24 protein-coding genes are annotated in these 23,742 nt (G+C 65.3%); 13 read left to right on the forward strand and 11 right to left on the reverse strand.

Going from position 1 to position 23,742, the window contains the following annotated elements; all coding sequences use genetic code 11:
- Positions 1-80 precede the first annotated feature (80 nt).
- Both ABD243_RS14165 and ABD243_RS14170 read right to left on the reverse strand, forming a co-directional pair.
- Positions 81-1,511: a purine-cytosine permease family protein gene (locus tag ABD243_RS14165; RefSeq protein WP_344366923.1), complete on the reverse strand. Its 1,431-nt coding sequence runs from the start codon at positions 1,509-1,511 to the stop codon at positions 81-83.
- A gap of 101 nt (positions 1,512-1,612) precedes the next feature.
- Positions 1,613-2,551, reverse strand: coding sequence for a flavin reductase (locus tag ABD243_RS14170; RefSeq protein WP_344366924.1), 939 nt, complete (start codon positions 2,549-2,551; stop codon positions 1,613-1,615).
- Between the two features lie 140 nt (positions 2,552-2,691).
- On the opposite strand from ABD243_RS14170, the gene ABD243_RS14175 reads away from it, so the two are divergent.
- From ABD243_RS14175 to ABD243_RS14205, 7 genes are all read left to right on the forward strand, one after another.
- Positions 2,692-3,372, forward strand: coding sequence for a GntR family transcriptional regulator (locus tag ABD243_RS14175; RefSeq protein WP_344366926.1), 681 nt, complete (start codon positions 2,692-2,694; stop codon positions 3,370-3,372).
- 100 nt (positions 3,373-3,472) lie between these two features.
- Positions 3,473-4,084, forward strand: a complete 612-nt coding sequence (locus ABD243_RS14180; protein WP_344366928.1) for an amino acid synthesis family protein — start codon at positions 3,473-3,475, stop codon at positions 4,082-4,084.
- Complete coding sequence (locus ABD243_RS14185) at positions 4,081-4,635, forward strand: amino acid synthesis family protein (RefSeq protein ID WP_344366931.1); 555 nt, start codon at positions 4,081-4,083, stop codon at positions 4,633-4,635. Before ABD243_RS14180 ends, ABD243_RS14185 begins: the two co-directional genes overlap by 4 nt.
- 11 nt (positions 4,636-4,646) lie before the next feature.
- Positions 4,647-5,387 (forward strand): alpha/beta fold hydrolase, encoded by a 741-nt coding sequence (locus ABD243_RS14190; protein ID WP_344366933.1) that lies wholly within the window; start codon positions 4,647-4,649, stop codon positions 5,385-5,387.
- On the forward strand, positions 5,377-6,864 hold the full coding sequence (locus tag ABD243_RS14195; RefSeq protein ID WP_344366935.1) for an aldehyde dehydrogenase: 1,488 nt from the start codon (positions 5,377-5,379) through the stop codon (positions 6,862-6,864). The genes ABD243_RS14190 and ABD243_RS14195 overlap by 11 nt, the downstream gene beginning before the upstream one ends.
- An 8-nt stretch (positions 6,865-6,872) precedes the next feature.
- Positions 6,873-7,130: a tautomerase family protein gene (locus ABD243_RS14200; RefSeq protein WP_344366938.1), complete on the forward strand. Its 258-nt coding sequence runs from the start codon at positions 6,873-6,875 to the stop codon at positions 7,128-7,130.
- Complete coding sequence (locus ABD243_RS14205) at positions 7,130-8,197, forward strand: LLM class flavin-dependent oxidoreductase (protein WP_344366940.1); 1,068 nt, start codon at positions 7,130-7,132, stop codon at positions 8,195-8,197. Before ABD243_RS14200 ends, ABD243_RS14205 begins: the two co-directional genes overlap by 1 nt.
- Before the next feature lie 310 nt (positions 8,198-8,507).
- On the opposite strand, the gene ABD243_RS14210 is transcribed toward ABD243_RS14205, so the two are convergent.
- The 7 genes from ABD243_RS14210 to glnT form a co-directional block, all read right to left on the reverse strand.
- Complete coding sequence (locus ABD243_RS14210) at positions 8,508-9,128, reverse strand: helix-turn-helix domain-containing protein (RefSeq protein ID WP_344366942.1); 621 nt, start codon at positions 9,126-9,128, stop codon at positions 8,508-8,510.
- Between the two features lie 29 nt (positions 9,129-9,157).
- Positions 9,158-10,414: an allantoate amidohydrolase gene (locus ABD243_RS14215; protein WP_344366944.1), complete on the reverse strand. Its 1,257-nt coding sequence runs from the start codon at positions 10,412-10,414 to the stop codon at positions 9,158-9,160.
- A 73-nt stretch (positions 10,415-10,487) separates the two neighbouring features.
- Positions 10,488-11,624, reverse strand: coding sequence for an FAD-dependent oxidoreductase (locus ABD243_RS14220; RefSeq protein ID WP_344366946.1), 1,137 nt, complete (start codon positions 11,622-11,624; stop codon positions 10,488-10,490).
- Complete coding sequence (locus ABD243_RS14225; protein WP_344366948.1) at positions 11,624-12,988, reverse strand: FMN-binding glutamate synthase family protein; 1,365 nt, start codon at positions 12,986-12,988, stop codon at positions 11,624-11,626. The genes ABD243_RS14220 and ABD243_RS14225 overlap by 1 nt, the downstream gene beginning before the upstream one ends.
- 10 nt (positions 12,989-12,998) lie before the next feature.
- Complete coding sequence (locus ABD243_RS14230; protein ID WP_344366950.1) at positions 12,999-13,739, reverse strand: GltB/FmdC/FwdC-like GXGXG domain-containing protein; 741 nt, start codon at positions 13,737-13,739, stop codon at positions 12,999-13,001.
- Positions 13,727-14,635, reverse strand: coding sequence for a class II glutamine amidotransferase domain-containing protein (locus ABD243_RS14235; RefSeq protein WP_344366952.1), 909 nt, complete (start codon positions 14,633-14,635; stop codon positions 13,727-13,729). The genes ABD243_RS14230 and ABD243_RS14235 overlap by 13 nt, the downstream gene beginning before the upstream one ends.
- 25 nt (positions 14,636-14,660) lie before the next feature.
- Positions 14,661-16,049: a type III glutamate--ammonia ligase gene (glnT, locus tag ABD243_RS14240; protein ID WP_344366954.1), complete on the reverse strand. Its 1,389-nt coding sequence runs from the start codon at positions 16,047-16,049 to the stop codon at positions 14,661-14,663.
- Positions 16,050-16,303: 254 nt separating this feature from the next.
- On the opposite strand from glnT, the gene ABD243_RS14245 reads away from it, so the two are divergent.
- Together ABD243_RS14245 and ABD243_RS14250 are read left to right on the forward strand one after the other, a co-directional pair.
- A complete protein-coding gene (locus tag ABD243_RS14245; RefSeq protein ID WP_344366956.1) occupies positions 16,304-17,593 on the forward strand; it encodes an ammonium transporter in 1,290 nt (429 codons plus the stop codon).
- 28 nt (positions 17,594-17,621) lie between these two features.
- Entirely contained in the window at positions 17,622-18,200 is a 579-nt protein-coding gene (locus ABD243_RS14250) for a HutD/Ves family protein (RefSeq protein ID WP_344366958.1), read from the forward strand.
- A gap of 136 nt (positions 18,201-18,336) precedes the next feature.
- Here ABD243_RS14250 and ABD243_RS14255 read toward each other — a convergent pair whose 3' ends face one another.
- On the reverse strand, positions 18,337-18,939 hold the full coding sequence (locus ABD243_RS14255) for a TetR/AcrR family transcriptional regulator C-terminal domain-containing protein (RefSeq protein WP_116766257.1): 603 nt from the start codon (positions 18,937-18,939) through the stop codon (positions 18,337-18,339).
- Between the two features lie 139 nt (positions 18,940-19,078).
- Between ABD243_RS14255 and ABD243_RS14260 the strand changes: the two genes are divergently transcribed.
- The 4 genes from ABD243_RS14260 (at position 19,079) to ABD243_RS14275 (ending at position 22,905) form a co-directional block, all read left to right on the forward strand.
- Positions 19,079-20,536, forward strand: coding sequence for an APC family permease (locus ABD243_RS14260; protein ID WP_116766258.1), 1,458 nt, complete (start codon positions 19,079-19,081; stop codon positions 20,534-20,536).
- Positions 20,526-22,145 (forward strand): amidohydrolase, encoded by a 1,620-nt coding sequence (locus ABD243_RS14265; RefSeq protein ID WP_344366963.1) that lies wholly within the window; start codon positions 20,526-20,528, stop codon positions 22,143-22,145. The genes ABD243_RS14260 and ABD243_RS14265 overlap by 11 nt, the downstream gene beginning before the upstream one ends.
- Positions 22,146-22,471: 326 nt before the next feature.
- Positions 22,472-22,678, forward strand: a complete 207-nt coding sequence (locus tag ABD243_RS14270; protein WP_116766260.1) for a hypothetical protein — start codon at positions 22,472-22,474, stop codon at positions 22,676-22,678.
- Complete coding sequence (locus ABD243_RS14275) at positions 22,675-22,905, forward strand: hypothetical protein (RefSeq protein ID WP_344366965.1); 231 nt, start codon at positions 22,675-22,677, stop codon at positions 22,903-22,905. Before ABD243_RS14270 ends, ABD243_RS14275 begins: the two co-directional genes overlap by 4 nt.
- A gap of 81 nt (positions 22,906-22,986) precedes the next feature.
- On the opposite strand, the gene ABD243_RS14280 is transcribed toward ABD243_RS14275, so the two are convergent.
- Positions 22,987-23,628 carry a TetR/AcrR family transcriptional regulator gene (locus ABD243_RS14280; RefSeq protein ID WP_344366967.1) on the reverse strand — a complete coding sequence of 214 codons (642 nt, stop codon included), beginning with the start codon at positions 23,626-23,628 and terminating at the stop codon, positions 22,987-22,989.
- Between the last annotated feature and the right edge of the window lie 114 nt (positions 23,629-23,742).

Here is a 23,742-nt window from a genome sequence, read left to right on the forward strand (position 1 = left end):
TGCTGTATGGCCGTGGCGACCCATGGCTGTTGGGGATGGGACTGGCGGCTCCCCTCCTGTCGTCGGGGAGCCACCTGGTCTTAGAGGGTTTGCCCGGCGATGCTGCGGTCGAGCATTTTATGTCCGGAGAGGCGCGGACGCCGGTGGGTGGCGAAGTAGACGCCGGCCGCGACGGCGGCCCCGACGTAGTAGGAGAGGTCTCCTATTTGGGGGAATGCGGCTGCGATGGGGCCGGTGTAGATCGAGGACATCCAGAACGGGGATGAGACGACGACGCCTGCGGCCCAGGCCACGAAGCCCCATTCGAACTTCCTGCTCTTGTCGAAAAGCTCGCGCAGGCCCCGTTCCGTGCGGCGCCCTCCGAACAGGTAGTCGCACACGAGGACAGCTACATATGGGGCGATGCAGTAGGCGGTCAGATTCAGGAAGGCGGTGAAACCTGCGTTGAATCCTTCCTGGCCCCACAGCGCCACGAGGTATGAGGCGACACAGATGACCACGACTGCCGTGTGGCGTTTTACCGGCACGCCCATGGTCTGGATGGAGATCGCGCCGCCGTAGACGTTGAGAAAGTTTTGGGTGAAGGAAGACAGCGCGACGACGCCGAGTCCGACCGCGGCCCAAGGGCCCATGAGTTCCTTAAGGGCGCCGATGCTGTCGGAAGCGCTGGTAGTGGATCCGAGGACGGTCCCGAGGACTCCCATCCAGACCAGGGTGATGAAGTTTCCTAGCATTGTCGCCCAGCTGGCGCCGCGCCTGTTGCCGGCCGTGTTGGGGAGGTATCGGGAGTAATCGGAGGCGAATGGCATCCAGGCGACGATGAAGGAGAAGAACCATCCGAAGAAGATGATCCAGCCGCCGATGCCGTCAAAGCCCGGGGCAGATTCGTTGACGACGTTCACGACACGGCCGTTGGCCGCCGCAACGATGGTGATGAAGGCGAAGCCGATGACCAGGACGAAGGAGAGAATGCGCTGGAGGAAGTGGATGAGGTTGTATCCGACGACGGCAACGCCAAGCTGGATGCCCATGAGAATCAGGGCAGAAAGCCAGAACGGCACATCGGTCAGTAGTGAGATGGCCTTGCCGCCGAGGATCACGGTGACGGCGGCCCAGCCGATGCCGGCGAAGACATTCACGTATGCCACCGGGAAAAGGTTGCCGATGAATCCGAGAGGTCCCCGGCCCTGCATCTGCTGCGGGACGCCCAGCCGGACACCCATGGCTGACAGGTATCCCATTCCCGCCGAGGACGTCACGCCGGCGAGGACGATGGCCAGGACGGCAGCCCAGAAGGGCAGACCAAAGTAGGCGGCACTGAAGCCGAGGACAACGATGGGGAAGTTCATGCCTGCCGCGAACCAGAGGAAGAACTGAGAGCGGGGCTTGCCGTGCCGTTCCACGTCGGGGATGTGTTCGATGCCGTAGGGCTCAATTTTTGTGAGGCTGTTGCGGTATCCGCGGTCTTCGGCGACGCTGTCTTCGACAGCACGCATGATGTCTGGGCTCATTTTTGGTCCTATAGTTGAATGCGCACCTTGGTGCGCTGCTTTCGAGCAGATGGGTCGGCGCGGCTGGTTTCCTGTCCGAGGTTGGTCAGCCGCGCCGGAACTTAGAGTTCGGCGAGGTCTGCGCCGTCATAGAACCGCCCGGCTTTATAGACCATCGGTGCCGCGTTGTCGATCTCTGCATGACGGACCCGGCAGATAAAGACCGTGTGGGTCTTCGCTTGGAATCGTTCCTGAATCTCGGCTTCGAGGGATGCGGCCGAGCCGTCCAGAAGCGGGCTGCCGTTCGGGCCCTCGTGCCAGTCAAGCTCCGCGAACTTGTCCGGGGCCTTGGAGGCGAAGACACGCACGGTGTCGAGCTGCCCCGTTCCCAGGATGTTGATGCCGAGGTGGCTTGATGAGAAGAGCGCCGGATAGGTGCTGGACGTCTTCTGGACACAGATCAGCACCAGGGGCGGCTCGACAGAGACTGAACAGTAAGAGTTCGCCGCCAGGCCTTTGGGCGTTTCGCCTTCTTTGGTGGTGACCACGGTGACGCCGGTGATGAACTGGCGGTTGAACGCCTTCATCAAATCTGCGTCAAGCTCCGGGACGTCACCGCCCTCTCCCGCTTCGGCCGCGGCTATCCCGCGCAGAGGGCGAATCCCGAGGCCGGCCAGCAGTTCACTCCCGTCCCACGTCACGGTTTCTTTCGTGATCTTCCCGTCCTGGAGGACCAGGATGTTCGAGCCCCTGGTCTGAACGGTAAGGCCCGTGGGCGGGACGCCGAGGTATTCGTGGGTGTGGGTGCCCGTGGACGTCCAGAAGACGGCCACCGTTTCCTCACCTTCGACGATGTCATCGATCGTCGTGCGCAGGTCCGGGAAAGCTTCCCGCACCGCGGCGATCTCGGCTTTTAGACCAGTGATGTCGACAGTTGCGCCTGTCGCCTTACTGGTTCGCGTGTAGCCAGGGGCCACGAGGCCGTCGAGAGCGTTGAGCTCACCCTTGTCCCAAGCAGCGAGCCAAGCTGACGTGATTAGCGGTTCAAGTGTCTGTTGCATACCAATGACCGTAAGGCAGGTCACATGAGCGCGTCAACAGAAACCGATGAAAACCCCTAAATTGCCGGAATTCGTCGAATTTTGAGAAAGCCACCCCCGTCCCTTGACTCGCTTCTTGCATGCAACATAAGCTGGCATGCATGCAAGAAGAAATGGTGCTCAGTGTTGAAGCAGATGAACGGAAGGGCCTCCTCGAAAAGATCCGGGGCCTCGTCCTGGGAGGCGACTTCCCGCCCGGCGCAGTGCTGCCGGAGGCTTTCCTTGCCCAGGAATTCGACGTCAGCCGCACTCCGGTACGGGAAGCCCTCAAGCAGCTTCAGAATGAGGGACTGGTGGAGATCCGTCCGAAGGTAGGAACCTTCGTCCGCGAGCCGACCCACAGGGAGATCATCGAGCTGTTCCAGCTGAAGGAGTCCCTCGAGGGACTCGCAGCATCGCTGCTCGCCCGCCGCGGCGAGACACCGGAACTGTCTGCTCTCCGCCGGAACCTCGAGGACTCCGAGGCCGCGGTCCTCACAAATGACAGCGAGGCCTACGCCCGGCTGGTTCATGAGTTTCACTGGACCATCGTCCGGGGCTCGGACAATCTCAAGCTTGCGGAGCACTATGAGCGGCTCATGAACCAACTCGCCTACCAGCGGCTGGTCCTGCGCACCATTGAACACCCGGGCAGGATCGCAGCCTCCACCCGCGAGCACCGCGCCGTCCTCGAAATGATCGAACACAAGGACCCCTTCGGTGCCGAAACCGCCATGAGGAACCATGTCCATGCCTCGTCCCGAGAGGCCCTCACCGAACCGGCGCAGTCGCTCCGGAACTGAACGACCCACGAAAGGAAGCCATGCGCTTCTCCATCTTCCACGCCCTCGGCGGCTTCTGGTCCGTCCGGTACACCAACCAGCACGCACTGGCCGGGACCAAATGATGAACGACCAAAGGCTCGGCATCCGCAAAATCGTGTACTACAGCGAGGAGACACTGCTCGAAAACGGACTCTCCCCGGCCGTGCCGGCGGTCCGCGCCACGGCAGCGGCTGTGGTCAGCAACCCTTGGCTGGGCGGAAGAGCCACCGACGACCTGAACGAGGAAGTAATCCGGCTCGCCCCGGTGCTTGCGCGCAAACTCACCGACATACTCACCAACGAGCTCGGGGGCGTAGACGCGATCCAGGCGTTCGGCAAGGCTGCAATCGTGGGCACCGACGGCGAGATTGAACACGGCGCCGCACTGATTCACACGCCGTTCTTTGGAAACCTCGTCCGGGAGTATTTCGACGGTGAATCCATCATCTGCTTCGCCGATGACCGCGCCGACGCCGGCGCCTCACTCGTTGTTCCTCTCTGGCACAAGAACGCCGCCGCCACCCGCACCCACTATCAGACGATCACCACCCGCATTGGGGATGCGCCCCGGCCCGGAGAAATCGTCGTCGTACTCGGCGCTTCCACGGGGCCCCGTCCCCACTCACGCATCGGCGACCGGCTCACCGACCCCATCGTCAAAGCAGACACCCTAGGAGAACTAATTTCATGAGCATCCGCAAAATCGTCACCCTGACCGAAGACATCCTCATCGAAGGCGGGCGGGAGGTCACGCCCACCGCACGGGTCGCCGTCGTGGCCGCCATCGTCAAGAACCCGTGGGCCGGACAGGGGTTCGTCGAGGATCTCTCTGCCGGGATCGACGGGAACGCCTCTGACATCGGCGCACTGCTCGCCCCCCGGGTGCTCGAAGCTCTCGGCGCCCCCGCCGAAGCGTACGGCAAAGCCGCCATCGTGGGCCTGAACGGTGAAATCGAGCACGGTTCCGGACTGATCCACACCCTTGCCTTCGGAAACCATTTCCGTGACGCCGCCAAGGCCACCACCCTTCTGCCGGCCGTGGAAAAGCGCGGCCCCGCCGGCGTCGTGTTCGACATTCCGCTCAAGCACATCACCGACGCGACCATCCGTTCCCACCACCAGAGCATCGAGGTCCGGATCAACGACGCGCCTCATGCCGACGAGATCGTGATCGCCCTCGCCGCCGCAGCCCAGGGACGCCCGCAGCAGCGCCTCGCCGCGTTCGCCACCGAAACGAAGTAGGAGACGCACCCGTGAGCCGCGTCCGCGTAGCGCTGATCCACGGCGTCGGCCTCGACGGGTCGATGTGGGAGCCCTTGCGTGAATTCCTCGAACCGGAATACGACGTTCAGGTCCTCGAGCTCCTGGGGCACGGACGCCGCGAGGAAGCCGCGCCTGAGGGGCTAACTCTGGCCGCACTCGCGGCGGACGTCGCAAACCGCCTCGAACCGGGCACCCATGTGGTCGGATTCTCTCTGGGCGCCCTCGTCGCGCAGCATCTGGCCAGGTTCCGGCCCGAGCTCGTGGCCAGCCTGGTTTCCGTCGGATCCGTGTGCGCCCGTACACCTGAAGAGCATGCCGCGGTGATGGTGCGGCTGGCTGCGGCGGAATCCGACTTCCCCGCAACGGTGGAAGCATCCATCCGCCGGTGGTACCCGGAAGGGTCCCCTGTCCCGGCAGAACTGGTCGTGGCAACGCGGGAAGTGCTACTTCGCAACGACCCGCAATCCTTCCTCGCCTGCTACCGCGTCTTCGCGACCGCAGACGCGGAGATCGCGCCGGAGCTCCCCCGGATCGCCGTTCCGGCCCATGCCGTGACCGGTGAGCTGGACCCGGGATCGACGCCGGACATGAGCGTCAGGCTGGCTACGGCCATACCCGGTTGCACCTACTCGGTCATCCGCGGGGCCCGGCACATGATGCCGGTGGAGCGTCCCCAAGAGCTGGCCAACACCCTCACTGCCTTCTTCAAGGAGCATTCACATGTCCACTGATCGCCGCTACGAGCACTTCATCAACGGGGAATGGGTTCCACCCTCATCCGGGGAGTACTTCGAAAGCACGAACCCGGCCACGCTGGACGTGCTCTACCGGGCCGCACGCGGTAACGAATCCGACATCGACCGGGCGGTTTCGGCCGCGGCGGCCGCCTTCGAAAACCCCGCGTGGCGGGATCTCAGCCAGACCCGGCGCGGGCATCTGCTCCGGCGCCTGGGGGACTTGGTGGGCGAACACGCGGAGGAACTCGCCCGCATGGAATCCGAAGACAACGGCAAGCTCCTGCGGGAGATGCGCGCCCAGCTCGCTGCCGTGCCCGAGTACTACTATTACTACGCAGGCCTGGCTGACAAGATTCAGGGCGATACTATCCCGGGCTCCAGCCGGGCCATGCTGAACTACACCCTCCGCGAACCCCTCGGGGTCGTCGGGGCCATCACACCATGGAATTCGCCGCTGACGCTCACGACCAGCAAGCTCGCTCCCGCCCTCGCCACGGGCAACACCATCGTGATCAAACCGTCCGAATACACCTCTGCCACCGTTCTGCGCTTGGCCGCGCTGGCCGACGAAGCCGGCTTCCCGCCCGGTGTCATCAATGTCGTCACCGGCTTCGGAGCAGAAGCCGGAGCCGCACTGGTTGAAGACCGCAGACTGGCCAAAATCTCCTTCACCGGCAGCACCGCAACAGGCGCCCGCATTGCCTCCTCAACCGCGTCCCGCTTTATCGGCTCGACGCTGGAACTGGGCGGCAAGTCCCCGAACATTGTCTTTGCCGACGCCGACGTGGCCAATGCCTCCATGGGGGTCGTAGCCGGCATCTTCGCAGCGGCCGGCCAGACCTGCATAGCCGGAAGCCGCGTGTTCGCCCACAAGTCCGTCTACGACGAGCTTCTTGAGCGTGTCGCCAACCGTGCCCGCAGCATCGTCATCGGCGACCCGCTGTTGGACGCCACTGAACTCGGGCCGCTGGCCTTCCAAGACCAGCGGGACAAGGTCGCCAGTTACGTGACCCTCGGCATTTCCGAAGGTGCCACCGTTCTGACCGGCGGCGGCCGGCCCGATACCGGCCTCAGCGGCTACTTCTTCGAACCCACGGTGCTCACCGACGTGGACAATTCCATGCGCGTGGTCAGGGAGGAGATCTTCGGCCCGGTCGCTGCGATCATGCCATTTGAAACCGAGGAAGAAGTACTCCGCCTGGCAAACGACACCAGCTACGGACTGGCCGCCGGAATCTGGACCACCAACCTCGCCCGGGCCCACCGGATGGCAAGCCGGCTCGAAGCCGGCACCGTCTGGGTCAACACCTACCGCACCATGTCTCCCCAATCACCCCGGGAAGGCTTCAAGACCAGCGGGGTCGGCGTCGAACACGGAATGGAAAGCATCCGGGAATACACCAGACTCAAGAGCGTCTGGATCAACACGGACGAATCTCCCCTTGCCGATCCCTTCGTCATGAGGAGCTAAGGGACGTAATGCCTCTTATCGAAGTCTCCATCGCCCGGGGCCGAACCCCCGAGCAGCTCCGCTCGCTCATCAGCGAGCTTCACCGTGCCGCCGAAAGCTCAGTGGGCGCGGCACCCGAAAACACCACCGTCCTAATCCGTGAAATCGAGCATGAACTGTGGTCTCGCGGTAACCAAACCATCGCCGAACGCAACGCAGAAGCCCAGCAAGCGGCACCCATCCAGGCAGTGGCGGCGAACATCGCCCCAGATCGAAGGAGTCACTAATGCGCTTTTCCCTCTTCGCCCACATGGAGCGCTGGGACGAGACCGTCTCACACCAAGAATGCTTCGAGAACCTGACGGAGCTCACCCTCATCGCGGAGGCCGGAGGCTTCAGCACCGTCTGGATTGGTGAGCACCATTCAATGGAGTACACCATCTCGCCCAGCCCCATGCCCCAGCTCGCATACCTCGCGGCGCGCACGTCGCGTATCCGCCTGGGCGCCGGAACGATCATCGCACCCTTCTGGAACCCACTCCGGGTAGCCGGCGAAACGGCGCTCCTTGACGTCATCAGCAACGGCCGGATGGAAGTCGGACTGGCACGTGGCGCCTACCAGTTCGAGTTCGACCGTCTCATGGGCGGCATGTCCGCCGTCGATGGCGGCAAGCACCTGCGCGAGCTCGTCCCGGCCGTGCGCGCGCTCTGGGAAGGGGACTACGCCCACGAGGGCGAGGTCTGGCAGTTCCCGACGTCGACCAGCGTCCCCAAGCCCGTGCAGAAGCCGACCCCGCCCATGTGGATCGCCGCCCGCGACATCTCCTCACACGAGTTCGCGGTCGCAAACGGCTGCAACGTGATGGTCACGCCTCTCATGAAGGGCGACGAGGAGGTCGAAGACCTGGCCCGCAAATTCGACTCCGCTGTGGAGAACAACCCCGGCGTCCCCCGCCCGGACCTCATGGTGCTCCGCCATACCCACGTTCACCCTGCAGACGAGCCCGAGGGATGGCGGCGCCCGGCCGAGGGCATACAAAAGTTCTACAGGACCTTTGACGCCTGGTTCGGAAACAAAACCACCCCGAAGAACGGTTTCCTCGAGCCCAGCCCTGCAGAGAAATTCGCCGACCGCACGGAGTTCACGCCCGAGTCCCTTCATCAGACGGCGATGATCGGGACGCCTGACGAGATCATCGAGCGGATCCGCCACTACGAGGCACTCGGTGTCGACGAGTTCAGCCTCTGGTCGGATAACAGCCTCACCCATGAGGAGAAGAAACGCTCGCTCGAGCTCTTCATCGAACACGTCATGCCGGCCTTCCAGGAGCAGCCTGTATCCGCGGCACGTTGATATCCGCTGGCGGCTGAATCAGGACAACACGCCAGTACCGCAAGCCGGGACGTGCAGCCTCGAGGGAAACCTTCGTCGAGCGCGCATGCGACCTGTAACGCAGTCAGCGAGCTCTTGAACGTCTCGGGGTCGCCGTAAGCATCGAAAGCTTATGGCGACCCCTGCTGTTAAGCAGCGGAATCATGGCCAGTGGAACGCCGCCATCCAAGCGCGGACCCTTCATCCGCGGCGCCACCACGGATGCACGCATCGCCTCCTGAATCCTGCGAATTGGCAGGACCGGGATACGCCAGACGGTAAGTAAGGGCTATTATTTGGCCGCGATGGCCAGGAATCTGATCGGCAGGTCCAAGAGCTCTAAGGGGCCGTGGGGGCCTTCGCCGTCGAGGAGCAGCGAGTCGCCTGCCTCCATGGTGTATTCGTAGGCTCCGTGGCCGTAAATCATCTTTCCGGTGAGCATGTAGATGAATTCGGTGCCCGGGTGCTGGAACAGGGGGAAGACGTCGGAGGCGTTCGTCAGTGTGACGAGTGTCGGTTCGAGGGCGTCGGTGCGTCCTTTCAGGGTCCCAAGCACCCGGTATTCGTGCCCGTGTTGTGTTCCGCTGCGCACGGTCAGGCTGCCCTGGCCGTTTTTGGTGAACGTCGCATCGCGGTCGGTGTCGGCGCCCCGGAACAAGGCCGTGACCGGAATCTTTAGGCCGTCGGCCAGGCGCTGCAGTGTGGTCAGCGAGCACGAGGTGCTGGCCGACTCGATTTTGGAGATCATCGCTTTGGACAGCCCCGTCCGGGCCGCGAGTTCGGCGGCCGACAGCCCGTGGGCTGTCCGGTAGCGTCGGAGCTGCCCGGCAATGATGCGTTCCAGTTTGCCCGCCGCATCCTCTGCCGGTGCCTCTACCGGAACGTCCGTTTCTCCGCCAGTCTGATTGGTCACCCAGCCATCATAGGCTTCAGCCACGGCTTCTATCCGATCACTCGGGCCTCTCCCAGCAGGCCCGCGAGAACGTCTGCCAGGGCGCCGGCACCGGCCTCGGCATCGTGGTCCTCCACCAGTTCCTCCGGCGAATGCGAGATCCCGGTCGGGTTCCGTACGAACAGCATGGCGGTGGGGATGTGACCGGCGAGCACTCCCGCGTCGTGGCCGGCGCCGGTGTCCAGGACGGGCGCTTCGGGAAGCAGCGCCTGCAGCCGGTCACGCAGACCGGTGTCGAAGTGCACGGTGGGGCTCAGTGATTCGGTGCCGAAGCTGACGGTGCACCCTTCCTCGGCGGCGATGACCTGGGCGTTGAGGTGGATGGACTCGACCAGGGCAGCGGTCACCTCGTCCCGCGGGTGCCGGAGATCAAGCCACAGGTCCACCCGGGAGGCGATGACGTTGGTGCCGCCAGGGACGGGCTGGAGCCGACCGACAGTGGCGCGTGCGTCCCGGTACTTCGAAGCCGTGTCGCGGATGCCGATCATGATCTTGGCCGCGGCGATCATCGGGTCTTTCCGGTCGTTCATGAGGGTGGTTCCGGCGTGGTTTCCCTGCCCGTGCACTGACAGCTTCCACCGGCCGTGGCCCAGGATGGAGGATCCGATGGCCACCGGCCGGTCCAGATCAACCAGGCCCCTGCCCTGTTCGACGTGCAGTTCAACGAACACACCCAACTGTTGGAGGGTCGTGCGGTCGGCGCCGATGAACCGGGGGTCCTGTCCGTTGGCGGCGGCCACGTCGGCGTAGGTGTTGCCGTCTGTGTCTTTGAGGTTGCGGGCTGTGTCGGGGTCCAAGGCGCCGGTGAGCAGGCGCGAACCCAGACATGCGACGCCAAAGCGGGAACCTTCCTCTTCGGGGAAGACCGCGATGGCCAGGGGCCTGCGGGGTCGGATGCCCTGTTGTTTCAGGATGTCGACGGCCACCAGTGCGGAAGCAACACCCAGGGGGCCGTCGTATTCACCTCCGCCGGGGACGGAGTCGAGGTGGCTTCCCGTGACGACGGCGTCGCTGCGTATGCCGGTGGCGGTGTCCCACCAGGCCCAGATGATGCCGTTGGTGTCGGTGGTGACGTCCAGTCCGCGTCTGCTGGCCTGCTCGATGAACCAGCTTCGCAGTTCGGTTTCGGCGTTCGAGAAGACCGGGCGTGAGTATCCGCCGCGGAAGGTGTCGGTCCCGATGCCGGAGATGTCCCTCATGAGGCCGGTGACGGTGTCGGTTGCCGGTTTGGTCGCTGGGGAGGTCACTGGCTGGTCCGTTTCTGTAGGTGATTTTCGTGCCGGGTCAGTAGGTGCTGACCGGCTCGTCGGTGCTGACCGGTTAGTTGGCGCTGATTCGGGCGGTTGCCGGGCGGAACCGGGCAGGGATGTCGCCGGTTCCGGTGGCGAGGTCGGCCGCCCATTGCCCGATCAGGGGCGCGAACTTCGCACCGTGCCCCGAGCACGGGGAGAGGACGGTCAGGCCGTCGGCCCGGTCGATGAGGAAGTCCTCGGTCGGGGTGTTGGTGAACAGGCACGTGGTCTCGGCATACGGCTCAGGGTCAAGTCCGGGGAGGTACTTCTGCACGTAGTCCACCACACGACGCCGGTTGTCCGGGTCCACGGTGCCGGTTTGGGCGACGGCGGAGGGGATGAACTTTCCGCCGTTGTATTCGGCGACCTTCTGCCCGGCGAAACCGGCGTCCCGCCCTCCGGGTAGGCCGTAGGTCTGGATGGCCGCGCTCTTGTGGATGAAGGTCGGCCACGGCTCGTCGTTCCGGTAGCGGAAGTGGTACGCCTGCTCCTGCCGGACGGTGATCTCGGGCAGTCCTGCGAGGAACCCGTCCGGTAGCCCGAGCCGTCCCAGCAGCCCTGGGAGCCAGCCGCCGGCGCTGACGATGACGTTTCCGGCGTCGATCTCCTCCCCTGCTGCGGAACTCACGCGGTAGCCCGATTCCCGCTTCTCCACGCCGGCAACGTCCCAGCCGGTCAGCAGCGTGGCGCCATGTTTCACGGCCTCGTCGATCATCGCGGTGACAGAGCGTTCGGCGTCGATGACGCCGGCACCGGGGTGCCAGAGTACGGAGGTGTCAAAGAAGAACTGTGGCCAGCGGGACCTTGCGTCGGCTGCGCTGAGGAGTTCGTGCTCCACGCCGGCGCCGTCGAGGACCCGGGCCAGGTGCTCCGGCTGCCGTTCGGGTCCGTAGTCCACGGCGCCGAAGGGCGTGATCAGTTCCAGCCCGCCGGCCCGGTCGAGTTCGTCCCACAGGGCCTTGGACTCGATCACGGCCCGGGTGTAGAAGTCGTCCGGGTAGGCGTAGCGGAAGATCCGGGCGGACCCGTGGGAGCTGCCGTCGTGACTGGCCGGGACGGTGCGTTCCAGGATGGTCACGTCGTGGCCGCGGGCGGCCAGCTGCCAGGCGGTGGCGGCGCCGGCCAGTCCGGCGCCGATCACAACGTATTCGGCTGATTGGGTCATTACTTCGCTCCGGGGATCCAGCTGGTGCCGGCCAGCGGTACCCGGGCCATGGCGGAGGCTTCGATGGTGAGGGCCACGAGGTCTTCCGGTTCAAGGTTGTGCAGGTGGGACTTTCCGCAGGCGCGGGCGATGGTCTGGGCCTCCATGGTCAGGACGCGGAGGTAATTGGCCAGGCGGCGGCCGCCGGCGACCGGGTCCAGGCGGGAGGAGAGTTCGGGGTCCTGGGTGGTGATGCCGGCAGGGTCGCGGCCGTCCTGGAAGTCATCGTAGAAGCCCGCGGCCGAGCCGAGCGCGGCGTATTCGGCGGCGTAGCGGGGATCGTTGTCACCCAGGGCGATGAGCGCGGCGGTGCCGATGGCGACGGCGTCGGCACCCAGTGCCATGGCCTTGGCGACGTCGGCGCCGGTGCGGATGCCGCCGGAGACGATCAGCTGGACCTTCCGGTGCACCCCGAGTTCCTGGAGGGCTTGGACGGCCTGCGGGATGGCGGCCAGGGTGGGGATGCCGACGTTTTCGATGAAGACCTGCTGCGTGGCGGCGGTGCCGCCCTGCATGCCGTCGACGACGACGACGTCGGCTCCGGCCTTCACGGCCAGAGCGGTGTCGTAGTAGGGGCGGGAGGCGCCGATCTTGACGTAGATGGGGGTTTTCCAGTCGGTGATTTCGCGCAGTTCGCCGATCTTGATTTCGAGGTCGTCCGGGCCGGTCCAGTCCGGGTGGCGGCTGGCGGAGCGCTGGTCGATCCCGACCGGCAGGGTGCGCATTCCGGCGACGCGTTCGGTGATTTTCTGTCCCAGCAGCATGCCGCCGCCGCCGGGCTTGGCGCCCTGGCCGAGCACGATTTCGATGGCGTCGGCCTTCCGGAGGTCGTCCGGGTTCATGCCGTAGCGGGACGGCAGGTACTGGTAGACGAGGTGCTTGGACTGGCCGCGCTCCTCGGGGGTCATGCCGCCGTCGCCGGTGGTGGTGGAGGTTCCTACCTCGCTGGCGCCGCGGCCCAGGGCTTCCTTGGCGTTGGCTGACAGGGCGCCGAAGCTCATGCCGGCGATGGTCACCGGGGTCTGCAGGTGCAGCGGCCGACTTGCGTGGCGGTCGCCGAGGATGACGTCGGTGTCGCACTTTTCGCGATAGCCCTCGAGCGGGTAACGGGACATGGAGGCGCCGAGGAACAGCAGGTCATCGAAGTGCGGGACTTTGCGTTTGGCGCCCCAGCCGCGGATGTCGTAGACCCCGGTGGCGGCTGCGCGCTGGATGTCTGCGATGGTCGCACGGTCGAAGGTTGCTGATTCGCGCAGGCCGAGCTCTTCGGTGTGCTGCGCGGGAAGAACGGCCGGGGATTCCTGGGGCAGTGAGGTGACGGTCATGGGAGTGTCCTTAGTACGACGTCGAGTTGTGGACGCTGAAGTGGTAGAGGTTCCGGGCCGATCCGTAGCGTTTGAAGTCCGCCGCGTCTTCGGTGCGGCCGGCTGCGGCGAGCAGGCCGGCGAGTTCCTGGAGGTGTTCGGCTTTCATCGGCTTTTCGATGCAGTCCGCCCCCAGGGATGCCACGGTCCCCTTGACGTAGATCCGGGCCTCGTAGATCGAGTCGCCGAGGGCGTCCCCGGCATCGCCGCAGACCACCAGCCGGCCGGCCTGGGCCATGAAGGCTGACATGTGGCCGATGTTCCCGCCGACCACGATGTCCACGCCTTTCATGGAGATCCCGCAGCGGGCGCCGGCGTTGCCGTCGATGACCACGAGTCCGCCGTGACCGGTGGCTGCGGCCGACTGGGAGGCATCCCCTCTCACCTGGACCCTGCCGGACATGATGTTCTCCGCGAGACCCACGCCGGCGTTCCCGGTGATGGTGACCTCGCCCTTTTGGTGCATGCCGGCCGCGTAGTACCCGGCATGGCCTTCAACGGTGACGCTGATGTCGGCGTCGATCCCGACGGCAAGGCTGTGTTTCCCGCCCGGGTTGGTGACGGTCCAGGACTGGCCGTCCGTGGCATTGTGAAGGGCCTGGTTCAAGTCCCGGACCAGGCTGTCGGCCAGGTCAACAGCGATGGTGCTGTCGGCTGCGTCTTCCCTGCGGGCGGTGTATTCGTGCGCTGGGGTTTCGATCAGAGTGACCATGTGTAGACCTTTCCGGGTTCCGGTTCAAAAATGCGGGCTGTCTCGATGCCGGGCAGGGCTGCCAGGGCACGGTACTCGGAGGCCATCGCCACGTAGTCGTCCGTTTCGGCGATGATGGCGGGCTTGCAGGCGATCGGGTCGCGGACCACGGCCATGCTGTCGGCGGTGGTGACGACCAGGGTGTAGAAGCCGTCGAAGACCTTGCCCAGGTTGGTGAGGGCCGTTTCCAGGTCGTCGCCCTGCCGAAGTCGGGAGGCGATGTAGCGGGCGCCGACCTCGGTGTCGTTGTCGGAGTCGAAGACCACGCCTTCACGCAGCAGATTCCGGCGGATGGTGGCGTGGTTGGAGAACGAGCCGTTGTGGACCAGGCAGAGGTCGTCGGCAACGGAGAAGGGGTGGGAACCGCCGGCGGTCACGGCGGATTCGGTGGCCATGCGGGTGTGGGAGAGGCCCTGGCTTCCGGCCATCGCCGCGAGGCCGTGCTCGGCGGCGATGTCCATCGGGTGGCCCACGCTCTTCATGACGGCCACGTGCTCGCCGCGGCCGATGATGGTGGAGCCCGGGAGGGTTTCGCTGACGGCCTTGACCAGCAGCTCAGTCCCGACGGCGGCGCTCACCAGGGTGGTGTCCCCGACCACCCTGACGGCGGTGGCGGCGGAGGCGGGCAGCAGGTTTTCCAGCGCCGCGCTAATGGCATTCACAGGCATGCCCTGGTCCTTGCCCAGGAGGCTAAGCGTGGAGGTGCCTTGGGCGACGAGCCCGGGAGTGTCGTAGACGGCCAGGCCGGCGGAGTCCGGTCCGCGGTCCACGATCTGGCACATCATGGAGGACAGGAGGCTGCCCATCTGGTGGTGCAGCGAAGGGTTGCGCAGCTGCAGCGCGGCGATTCCACACATAGTGTGTCCTTTACTTGGTGGTTGGTCAGATTGAGGTCAGGTAGGTGCGGATTTCCCAGTCGCTGACCTGGTTGTGCCAGCTCAGGAACTCCTCTTCCTTGGCATCGGCGTAGTATCTGCCGATCTGCTGATCGCCGCTGAGGCTGGCGAGGATCACCGGGTCGCGGCGCAGGGCCTCGACGGCGTGCAGGAGCGTCGCGGGCAGGAAATGGGCCTCGGGCCCGGCTTCGCCCGGGCCGGACGGGGATCCGGGATCGGTTCCGCTGGCGACGCCGTCCAGGCCGGCCTCGACCGCCGTGGCGATGGCGAGGTAGGGGTTGGCGGAGCCGTCCCCGGAGCGGAGTTCGATCCGCTTGTCGTCCGGGACGCGGATCATGTGTGTGCGGTCGTTGCCGCCGAAGGAAGCCCTCCGCGGGGACCACGTGGCGCCGGAGGAGCTCGTGGTCGCACCCGAGCGCTTATAGGAGTTGACGGTGGGAGCGAGGAATGCCTGGAGGGCCGGGGCGTGGTTGAGGATTCCGCCGATGAACGAATAAGCGAGCTCCGAGAGCCCCAGACCGCGTTCGCCGTCGTCCCCGGGGAACAGCGCCTCGGCGCCGGACCACAGGGACAGGTGGAAGTGCAGGCCCGTCCCGGTCCGGTCCGTGAAGGGCTTGGGCATGAACGTGGCGGTCATGCCGCGCTGTTCGGCGAGAATGTTCAGGATGTAGCGCAGGGTGACGACGCGGTCGGCCGTGGTGAGGGCATCGGCGTAGTTGAAGTTCTGTTCAAACTGCCCGGCGGCGTCCTCGTGATCGTTGGCGTAGTTGCCCCAGCCCAGCCCGTTCATCGCCTCGGAGATGGACGTCAGGTGGTCGTACATGCGGGTGACGCCGCGGGCGTCGTAGCAGGGGTGGGGTGAATCGTCTCTGGCATCGGCGGTGGTCAGGGAGCCGTCGGGGTTCTTGTTGACCAGGAAGTACTCAACTTCGGCACCCACCTTGGCCTGCATGCCTTGCTCCGCCAACCGGGCGAGCGTGTTCTTCAGGATCACCCTCGGGGCAAAGGGCCAAGGAGTGCCGTCCACGTGCGGGTCGCAGTGGATGATCGCCAGTCCCTCCTTGATGAAGGGCACGGGCGTGAAGGATGTGAGGTCGGGAACCGCGATGAGGTCGGAGTCCTGCGGCTTCTGCCCGATCAGCCCCGCCGCGTAACCGGCAAAGCCCATCGCACCGGCCTCGAGCTCGTCCGCGGCTTCGACCGGAACCAGCTTCGCGCACGGTTTGCCGGTCATATCCACGAACGTCGCCAACAGGAACCGCACGTCATGGGCCTTCGCGATGTCCGCAAGGGAAATCTGTCGGGCTTCGGCCGGCAGCCCGGCGTTTGATAGCGCTGACGGGCTTGGTACTTCAGGGGTTGCGACACTGGTCATCGGAACTGTCCTGTTCAATTGGTGTTACCTACGGGGAAACGTTGTTGAACCACAGTAGTCAAAGTGATGTTACAGGCGTGCTCCCCGAGCGTTAAATCCACGTGTCACGATCCGGCGGCGAACGCAACAGATATTTAACGCGCATGAAACCCACCATCGTTCACTGGCATGAATCATGGTTTCATCCCACGGTTACGTTGAGCGCCTCCGTTTCTGGCGGATATTGACTTCCACCCCTTCTTGATTGGAGTTCCATGAATTCTGGAGACGTCGCCTGGATCCTCGCCGCGAGTGCACTGCTGTGCATCATGATCCCCGGCCTTGCACTGTTCTACGGCGGCATGGTCGGCTCCCGCAGAATCCTGAACATGATGATGATGTGCTTCGGAGGCATGAGCATCGTCGCGGTCCTGTGGGCGGTGTTCGGCTACTCCATGGTCTTCGGCAATTCCATCGCCGGCGCTGGACTCCTCGGTGACGTCACCGAGTACTTCGGCATGGAGCAATTACTGGCCGAGGACCCGAACGCGCCCATACCCGCCGCACTGTTCGCTGCCTTCCAGCTGTTCTTTGCCGGCATCACCACCGCCATCATCGCCGGGGCAGCCGCCGGACGCATGAAATTCGGCGCATGGATGACCTTCGCCGCCCTCTGGGCCACCCTGGTCTACTTCCCCGTCGCCCACTGGGTATTCGCATTCAGCTCGGCCGACGGCTCAGTGACCGGCGGCTGGATCGTCAACAGCCTCAAGGCCGTCGACTTCGCCGGTGGAACGGCCGTTCACATGAATGCAGGCGTCGCAGCCCTCGCCCTCGCCCTGGTCCTGGGACGCAGCGCAGGCTGGCCCAAGAGCGAACACACCAAACCCCACAGCCGGCCGCTGGTACTGGTCGGCGCGGGACTGTTGTGGGCCGGCTGGTTCGGCTTCAACGCAGGATCGGCGCTCACCGCCGGGCAGTCCGCCTCCGTGGTGTTCCTGAACACCGCCGTCGCCGCATGCGCCGGCCTCCTGGCGTGGGCCATGGTGGAACGCATCCGGCTGGGCAGCGCCAGCAGCATGGGCGCCGCCTCCGGCCTGATCTCGGCCCTCGTCGCCATCACGCCCGCGTGCGGCGCCGTCAGCCCCCTCGGCGCGCTCGCCATCGGCGTGATCGCCGGCGCCGTCTGTTCCCTGGCCATCGAACTGAAGTTCCGCATGGGCTTCGACGACTCCCTCGACGTCGTCGGTGTCCACCTGGTCGGCGGCATCCTCGGCACCCTCCTGATCGGCCTCTTCGCCACCGACGCCGCACCCAACAAGGTCAACGGGCTGTTCTACGGCGGAGGCTTCGAACTCCTCGGAATCCAGACCGTCGCCACCCTGGCCGTACTCGCCTACTCCTTCGTCGTGACATGGGTCATCGCCAAGCTCCTCAACGTCACCATGGGCCTGCGCGTCCATGAAGCCGATGAACTGCGCGGCATCGACATCGCCGCCCACTCGGAGGCCGCCTACCTCAGCGACGAAGAACCCGTGGAACTCGGCTCCCCGAGCCGTGCATAAAGCGTCAGAAGAAAGCTCGCGCCTTCTCGTGCCCAAGCGCTCCATCGTCCGCACCCCCCGCCTGCACCGCATCCCCTGGAAGAACGGGGGCGGCACCACCCGGGAAGTCGCAGTCTTCCCGGGTGGTGCAGGCCCGGACACGTTCCGGTGGAGACTCAGCCTGGCCGACATCGTCAAAGACGCAGCCTTCTCAAACTTCCGCGGCACCGACCGGCACTTCCTCCTTGCAACTCCCGGCAACCTCAGCATGGTTGTCGACGGGGCACGCCGCACCGCCGCCTACGGCCGAACCGAAGCCTTCCCGGGAGAAGCGGACGTATCAGTCAAGTTGTCCTCGGGACCAACTTCCGTCATTAACCTCATCACCGCGCGGGCTGACTGCACCGGGGACGTCTCGGTGGACCGCCTTGACGGGCCGTTGATCCCCCAACCGTATGCCGTCGCCTGGGCCCTCCTCGACGGAACCGCATGGGATGACAGCGGAGAACAGCTGGAACCCCTTGATTTTCTAATGTGCGGCCCAGGAGCGGAAGGAATTCACTTCAACGAAGCCCTGATGGCCACCCTCTTTGTTCTTCCCAGAGACAAGGGCGGGGAACAGGCGTGACGAGACACTCCGCTTCATAGAGGAGCCAAGCAGCTGCCGGCGCACCGGCCCATGTTAGCAACGCCAGAGGACGGCGGCAGGAGTTACCTCCCGCCGCCGTCCTCTGGTGTTCAGCCGCTTGGCCGCGTCGCCGCCCCTAGAGCCGGGCGCGCAGTCCCGCGATGATCACTTCGAGCCCGAAGTTAAAGGCGTCTTCTCCCCGCTGCCGGGGTGGTCCGGCATGTTCGAGCGCGCGTGTGAGCGCCGGGAACCCCTCGCCCGACGGCGCCCACACGACGTCGGGCGCGGCCAGATCAAGGGCCGCGCCGAGGGCGAAGCTGTCGATGGTCGTGATGGCCGAGACGACGTCCTTTCCCTCAAAGCCAGCGCCCTCCAGCGCCAGGGCCAGATCCTCATACAGGCCGATGACCTTGGCGTCCTGCACAGTCTGCAGGACCATCAGCGGGGCCAGCCTGGGATGCCGGGCGAACGCGTCACGGTAGGCGCGGATCACTACACGGAGGGTGTCTTCCCAGCTCAGCCCCTGAAGTGCGGGATATGGGGTCTCGCTGATGATACGCCGGCGCATCAGCTCAAGGATCTCCTCCCGTCCGCTGACGTGGTTGTAGATCGATGACTGGCTGACTCCGATGCGCCGCGCCAACTTCGGCAGGCTGAAGTCGCCGGTCTCATCGACCAGTTCGAGGCTGGCGGTTACGAGTCCGTCGATGGATATCAGCGGAGCGAGCGGGCGGCCCATGGGGATTCTCCAATCAGTGGCTCCTAAGAACCTACACAATTTTTTGGGACTCAGTATTGTGCGCCGGGTCACAGGGACCCATAATAAACGAAAGGCTATCGTTTATGAGAGCTCCTGCCCCCTCCAAAGGAACCCCCACATGTCCGACACCCAAACACAGCCGTCCAAGACGGCGGCCGAGAACGGCCTCAAACGCAATGCCATTGGCACAGGCGGCATCGCCTTCCTGGTCATTTCCGCGGCCGCCCCGCTAACCGTGATGGCCGGCGTCGCTCCGGTTGCCATTGCGACCGGCGGTATCGGTGCCCCCGCCGGCTATCTGATCGCCGGCGCGGTCCTCACGATCTTTGCCATCGGCTTCATGGCGATGACCCGGCACGTCAAGGCTGCCGGAGGCTTTTACACCTACATTTCACTGGCCATGGGCAAGACGGTAGGTCTGGCCTCCGCCGTGCTGGCGATTGTCTCGTACAACTGCCTGCAGATCGGCGTTTACGGGCTCTTTGCGGTGCAGACCCAGTCCATGCTTCATTTCATCTTCGGTCTCGACGTCCCTTGGCCGGTCGTGGCGCTGAGCGCCGTGGCCGCCGTGTGGTTCCTCGGTTACCGCGGCATTGATGTCGGCGCCAAGGTGCTCGGGGTCCTGCTGGTCGCCGAAACCGCCATCCTCGCAGTGATGGGCGCGGGCATCCTCTCGCACGGGGGTGCCCACGGGATCAGCGGCTCCTCCTTCACCCCGGAGAATGCCTTCAACCCTGGAGTACTGGCAATTCTGGGCATCTGCTTCGCCGCGTTCATGGGGTTCGAGTCCACCGTTCTGTACCGGCGGGAGGCGCGGAATCCGGACAAATCCGTCCCCCGGGCGACCTTCATCGCTGTGGGCTTCATGTCCGTCTTCTACGCCTTCATTGTGTGGACCGTGGTCCAGGCGTACGGTGACGGCGACGTGGTCCAGGCGGCGGGACAGCTTTCCAACGGAATGTTCTTCGCGACCATCAACCAGTACGTCGGCCCATGGGCCGAGGTGGTCATGTACGTCCTGATTGTCACCAGCGTCTATGCCTCCCAGCTGGCGTTCCACAACGCCATCAACCGCTACGTCTACATGCTGGCCCGCGACGGCGTCCTGCCGGCGTTCCTGGGCAGGACCCACTCCAAATACAAGTCCCCGCACCGTGCCGGCCAACTGCAGTCCCTGCTCGCCGCCGTCGTGATCATTGTCTGTGCAGTCCTCGGCGCAGACCCGTACCAGCAGCTGTTGATCTGGGTAAACACGCCCGGCATCTTTGGCATCGTCGGGCTGCAGGGCCTGGTCTCCGTGGCCGCCTTCATCTACCTTCGCCGGAACCCCGCGGCGGTAACGAACCGCCTGGTCGTTCCGCTGAGTATCGCCTCCGCCGTGCTGCTCTTCGCCGTCGTCGCCATGATCGCGGTCAACATCGAGCTGCTAACCTTCGCCGACACCCTGACCAACACCATTATTTTGCTGGTCACTCCTGCCGTCTTCCTGGCGGGACTCCTCACCGCCCGCAGGCTGCGCACCCGGCGGCCCGCGACCTTCGAACGCATAGGAAGTTTTGAAATCCATGAATCCTGATCTGATCCTGCTCGCCGACACCGTCCACACGCTGGACGGCACGCCGGAACCGGTGCAGGCGGTGGCCGTAGAGGACGGCCTGATTGCCGCCGTCGGCAGCCGCACCGACGCCACGGACTGGCGGACGGCCGGGACCCAGGTGCTTGACCTGGGTGCTGCCACGCTGACGCCAGGGCTGGTGGACAGCCATATCCATCCGGTCCTTGGCCTCGATATGACCGGCGGCCGGGATCTCTCCGGCGCCCGGACCCTCACCGAGGTGCGCCAACTATTGCACGCTGAGGCCGCCGCCGCCGCACCGGGCGGATGGGTGCGGGGTTGGGGGCTAGACCCCAACCTCTTCGGCTCATCGCGCGTGCACCGGGAGGCTGTCGACGACGTCGTCGCCGGACGCCCCACCCTGATTCGGCTCTTCGACGGGCACTCGGCGCTGGCCAGCGTCCGCGCCCTGGAGCTTGCCGGCGTCACCGGCCCGCGAGTCTTTGAACAGGCCGCCGAAGTAGTCTGCGACGACGACGGGGTGCCGACGGGACTGCTGCTGGAGGCGGCGGCCGTAGACCTTGTGGAGCGGCACGCGCCGACGGAGCCGTTCGCAACCCGGAAATCCCGGCTGGCGGAACTGCTCCGCCGTTTTGCCCGCTCGGGGCTCACCGGCGGACACGTCATGGACCTCGGCGCGGGATCGCTCGAACTCTACCGCGCGCTGGAGAACGACGGCGACCTGCCGCTGCGGCTGCGCTGCGCCGCCTGGTGCATGCCCGGAAGCGGAGAGACGGAGTGGGCGGAACTTGCGATGATGCTCCGGGAGGGCGGCCGCCGCTGGTCGGTGGATGCCATCAAGCTCTTCGTGGACGGAACCATTGACAACGGCACGGCCTGGCTCTTCGAACCCGACTCCTACGGCCAATCCACCGCACCCTTCTGGCCGCGCCCGCAGGAGTATGCCGAAGCAGTCCGATACTTCGCCGGTCGCGGCATTCCGACTGCGACCCACGCGATCGGGGATGCCGGCGTGGCACACGTGCTCGACGCCCTGGAATCGCTGCCTTCCTCGACTCCCGCGACGGTCCACCGGGTGGAGCACATTGAATCCATCCCGGACAACCTGATCAAGCGGTTCGCCCGACTGGACGTCGTGGCGAGCATGCAGCCGACTCACTGCACCCACTACTCACGGGCGGACCACAGCGACAACTGGTCCACGCGGCTGGGCAGGGAGCGGGCCGACCGCGCCTGGCGCTGCCAGGACCTGCGCAAGGAGGGAGTGACGCTGGCCCTGGGGTCGGACTGGCCCATCGCACCGTTCGAGCCGTTGCCGATCATGGCCGACGCCCGTTTGCGACGGCGTGCCGGCCAGCCGGACGAGTCGCCCATCGGGCCAGGCCAGGCGCTCACAGCCCTCCAGGCCCTGGAGGGCTACACCTCGCACGCCGCGCGCGCGGCGGGCCTATTCCACAGCACCGGATCGATATCGGTCGGCAAACGCGCAGACGTCACTGCCTTTGAACGCGATCCGCTAACAGCAGACCCCGATGACTTGGCCGGCAGCAACATCCTGGGCACGGTCGTGGACGGAGATATCCAATTCATGCTCGACCGGGTGGAATAGCACAGCGGCTGTAAGCACCACGGCGGGTGGAATGCTCAACCACGGGCTTTTCCACCCGCCCTATCGAGTCGCGCGGCATATTTGTTCACACTCCTCTCACCCGGTTGACAGCCTCACAGCCTTGAGCCAATAATGAACGTCATTCATTTATTTGCACGCTCCTCTTCCGCCTGCACCAGCAAGCGGCGTCGCAGGCCCGCCGTCAGGGCGTTAGCCCCACTGGGGATGGTGCGCTGGCCGCAAGAAACACGTCCGGGCCCGGAAGCGGACGTCATCGTGCGCGGACTTGCACCGCACCAACACATTCCTCGAAGAAAGGCGACATCATGAGCGACGATCACGACTGGAGCAACCTGGTCGGCCGGCCGGTGGAGGTATGGAAGGACGGGCATCTCATCCGAACCGGCTATGTGGACGACGTCGCCCAGGCTGCAGGCGCCCTATGGCTCGCAGGCCACGGTGCGGACAGGCGGGCGCTCTATCAAAAGGCAGACGGCTATTCCGCCAAGCCGGTATGCGAGGCGGCGCCGTGAATCTCTTGGCCGGTGCCGAAACCGTGCAGAGTATTGAGGTCCTCGCCCAGGACCGGGAGTCGATGGACCGCGGCCTCAATGCCGCAGTGGAACTGATGACGGAAGTCGCTGTCGGGCTCGCCACCCATGGCATCCTTGTGAGCCGCCTTGACGACAGGCTTTTCCGCGTCGGGTTGAGCGAGCTTGTCCCCTTCGGCTACACGGAACAGCGCGACTGCCGACCGTGATTCCCTGCCGTCCGCACCGCCCCGAAGGCGGTGGCGTGCGGTCCCTAATCAGGCGGCCGCCGCGGCTGAGGCAGAAAGGCATCAGCCCTGGGAAGAACCCAGCTGCTGCAGCGAACCGCGCGCCGCACCCACCATCCCTTCGACCGCGCGGGCCAGGTGGGTGCCGCGGTCATTGACGCCGTCCCAGCGCACCAACGCCTGGGCGTTCAGCCCGTCGATCATCCCCAGAATCTGCCAGGCGACAGATGCGGCGTCGGAGGTCTCGAACTCACCGGCCGCAATACCGGCCTCCACCACGTCTTGCAGCATGGCCTGCCAAGCGTCCATCTGATCGCGGACGCACACCGCCAAAGCCTCGTTGCGCCGGCCCATGGTCCAGGCATCCACCCAGACCGCCGTGACGTCCAGGCGACTGCTGTCCAGCAGCGTGTCTAAAAGGTAGGCAAGCTGCCCGCGGGCTGACGGCATCCCGTCCAGGGTTGCCTGCAATTCCGCTGCTTCCGCCGAGACGATGCCGGTGAAAGTGGACGCCACAAGGGCCTCAACATTGGGCTGGTAATGCGCCACCAGGCCGGAAGCCACCCCCACGCGGGCCGCCACATTGCGCAGGGTGATCGACCCGAGCCCCTGCTCGAGGGCGATAGTCCGGGCCGCCTCTGAAATCTCGCTGGCCCGTTCCCCTGGCGCCTTTCGGACGGCGCGTTTCCTCTGTGTGCTTGACATCACCTAACAGTCTAGAGTAATTTTCAACCTTATTGATCGATTGATCAATAACGGCTTGGCGTCGTGCCTATGCGCGCCCCTCATTGGGGAGGAGGCGTGCAGTGCCGACGCAAA

Origin of the sequence: Arthrobacter humicola (assembly GCF_039531445.1) — a bacterium.
GTDB lineage: Bacteria > Actinomycetota > Actinomycetes > Actinomycetales > Micrococcaceae > Arthrobacter > Arthrobacter humicola.